1 protein-coding gene and 1 pseudogene are annotated in these 3,177 nt (G+C 67.0%); one reads left to right on the forward strand and one right to left on the reverse strand.

The window, feature by feature from the left end; genetic code table 11:
* Window positions 1-2,408, reverse strand: a 2,408-nt coding sequence (locus ACLJK8_RS22355; protein ID WP_413152628.1) for an AMP-binding protein, incomplete at its 3' end; no start/stop codon positions are given.
* A gap of 230 nt (window positions 2,409-2,638) precedes the next feature.
* Here ACLJK8_RS22355 and ACLJK8_RS22360 point away from each other — a divergent pair.
* Window positions 2,639-3,112 (forward strand): annotated as a pseudogene (locus ACLJK8_RS22360) (dihydroxy-acid dehydratase); the annotation flags it as partial.
* Window positions 3,113-3,177 lie beyond the last annotated feature (65 nt).

Raw genomic sequence — 3,177 nt, forward strand, 5'->3', positions numbered from 1 at the left:
GGAGCGAGCCCCAGCAGCGCCGTGAACGACGCCATGACCCGCGGCGCGGTCTTTCCCGTCCTGTCACCGCCGAAATACCGCTTGATGGCACGGAGCCGGTGGAAGCGGCGCGCCCAGAGGGCGGGCGGGTCGAGCAGGATGAGATGCGAGACCGTCAGCCCGCGGGCCGCCAGCGCGCCCGCCGTCTCGTAGCCGAGGATGCCGCCGAAACTGTAGCCCATGAGGCGGATCGGCTGTCCCGGCTCGGCGTGTCTCTCGATGATGTCGGCGCAATGCTCGGCGAGCTGTTCGATGCGCATGTCGGGCCGCGCGGCGCTGCGCATGCCCTTGGGATGGATGCCGAGCACGGTCTGGCCGCTCATGCCGGGGATCATCCGCAGATAGTCCGACAGATGGCCGCCCTGGACGTGCATGGCGTAGATCGGCGGATCGGACCGGGTTCCCCGCTGCAGCATCACGGGCACGCAGGAGTCCTCGCCCGTGGGCCGGTTGGCTTCGAGCTGGTCCACGACCGCGCGCAGCGTCGCGCCGTTGAGGCTGAGCGCCTCGAGCGGGATGCGCGAATTCGTGGCGCGTTCGGCCTCGAGCAGCATGGACATCGCCATCAGCGAGTCACCGCCCAGGTCGAAGAAATCCTCGTCGAAGCCGAAGCCCGACCGGCCGAGGACCTTCTCCCAGATGCGGGAGACGATCTTCTCGGTTTCCGTCCGCGCTTCCAGGACCGCCGAGCGATCGGGAACAGGCTTCATCGGCAGGGCGAGCGCCATCCGGTCGAGCTTGCCGTTCGGCCGGCGGGGCAGGCTCTCACGGCGGATCATGGTGCTCGGGACCTGGTAGTTGGGCAGGGTCTCGGCGAGGAAGGCGCGCAGTTCCGTGGGCGTGGGCGGATGGTCGCCCGCGCCGACATAGAAGGCCGCGAGCCGCGGAACCCCCCGGGCATCCTCGATCGCCCGCACCGCCGCCTCGCGCACGCCCTCGTGGCGCAGGATCTTCTCCTCGACCTCGTGCGGGCGGACGTTGTAGCCCCGGATCTTGACCTGCTGGTCCTTGCGGCCCATCGACTTCAGCGTGCCGCGCGCGTCGCGGATCGCGAGATCGCCCATGCGGAAGGTCCAGGTGCCATCGGCGTTCCGGCTGAACTGCTCCCGGGAGCGTTCGGGGTCCTTGTGATAGCCCGCCGGAACGATCTCCCCGCTCGCCGTGATCTCGCCCACGGCGCCGACCGCGACCTCGTTGCCGCTCTCGTCCAGCAGCTTGACACGGTCGGGCCGCAGGATCGTGCCCATGGGCACGCGCTCATAGTTGATCGGGTCGCCGTGGCGGTGGACGAACATGGTGAGCGGCCCGAGTTCCTGGCAGGCGAGCCGCAGCATCAGTTCGGCGCCGGGCACGCTGATCCGGTCGAAATTGCGTACATCGCCGACCCGCGCGGCCTCGCCGCCGAGAATGATCTGGCGCAGGTCCGGATAGGGCGCGGGCGCCGCCTCGCCAAGCTCGCGATACATCGCGACATAGGTGTTGAGCACCGTCACCTTTCGCGCGCGCAGCCAGGCGTCGAGTCCGACGAGCCCCTCGCTCGCGAAGTCGAAACAGGCCGCCTCGGCGCCGACGGCGAGCGGCCAGAGCGGCTTGTACCACCAGAAGGTATTGACCACCGCGCAGATGTCGTCCTCGGTCGTGCCGTAGAAGTCGAGCTTCTGCTGCCAGCGCAAATCGGCGATCCGCCGCGATATGGGAACGCCCTTCGGCCGCCCGGTCGAACCGGAGGTGTAGGAGAGATGAAGTGGATCGCCCCGGGATCGCGCGCCACAGGCTCGAACGCGGGAATCTCCTCGCGCACGGGGCGTTCGGTGGGGATCAGCACCGGGTCGCGTCCGGTCAGCCGCCGGGCCTGCTCCGCGAATTCGGGCGTCGCGACCACCGCCGTCGCATCGGCGTGCTCGATGATCTCCCGGAGCGCGGCGTCGGGATGGCCCGGGTCGAGCGCCACGAGCCCGAAACCGGCCTTGCCGGCGGCGATGTTGAGCGTCACGCAGNGCCGTCGCATCGGCGTGCTCGATGATCTCCCGGAGCGCGGCGTCGGGATGGCCCGGGTCGAGCGCCACGAGCCCGAAACCGGCCTTGCCGGCGGCGATGTTGAGCGTCACGCAGTCGACCGTCATCCGGCCCAGATACGCGACCACGGTATGCTCGGCGCCAAGTGCCTCGCGGAGAATCGCGGCCAGTCTGTCGGACGCCGCGTCGAGTTCGCGATAGCTCAGGGCAATGCTCTTGTCCGATACCGCCGTCTTATGGGAAGAACGTCCGACAATGGTGCGAAATCTTGCAAGAAATTCGTCCACGACCCATACCTCCGGTTCCAAGGAGTGCCCACACGACAATAATCCGACTCTAATAATTGGATTCACTGTCCCCCGGGCGATACTTTCCTGCGGCGACGCAGCAAGTCAAGTATAACTCGACGTACACACGGTCAGGTTGCGTATTGACAACGAACATGAAACGATTTGAGCGCGCGATCTGGTATAGGTTGAATCAACCGGCATGAATTCCAACCGGACGTGTGCAACGGAACCGGGACCGCACAAGTTGGCACCCGGAAAACGATTTGACACGCCGTGCTGATCCTCACCCTCGACGCGCTCGGCCGCTGATCGCCAACGTCCGCCCCTCGGGCAAGGACTACCTGATGGAGGATTTCTTCTACGCCGGCGGCCTCCGGGCGCTCATGAAGCAGATCGAGGAGCGGCTCGACACCTCGGCGATCACGGTGACCGGCAAGACTCTCGGCGAGACCCTGCGGGGCGCGAAGGTCTACAACGAAGATGTCATCCGTCCGCTGTCGAACCCGTTCTATCACGAGGGTTCGCTCGCGGTGCTGCGCGGCAATCTCGCCCCCTCGGACGCGGTCATCAAACCCGCGGCCTGCGATCCGAAGTATCATGTTCACGAGGGACCGGCGCTCGTCTTCGACAGCTATCCCGAGATGAAGGCCGCGATCGGCTGGGGCTACATGTTCCAGAACCATGTCGGCCAGGCCGACGAAGGCTGCGACTTCGATTTCCTCACCCGGGCCAAGGGCCGGGCGGCGGGGGAACCCTCGATCTACTGAGCCCGGGACAGCCGATGCCACCCCGCCGGCGGCATGGTCGGGGTGGCACAGCCTCTTGACAACAT

Origin of the sequence: Amaricoccus sp. W119 (assembly GCF_047275745.1) — a bacterium.
Lineage (GTDB): Bacteria > Pseudomonadota > Alphaproteobacteria > Rhodobacterales > Rhodobacteraceae > Amaricoccus.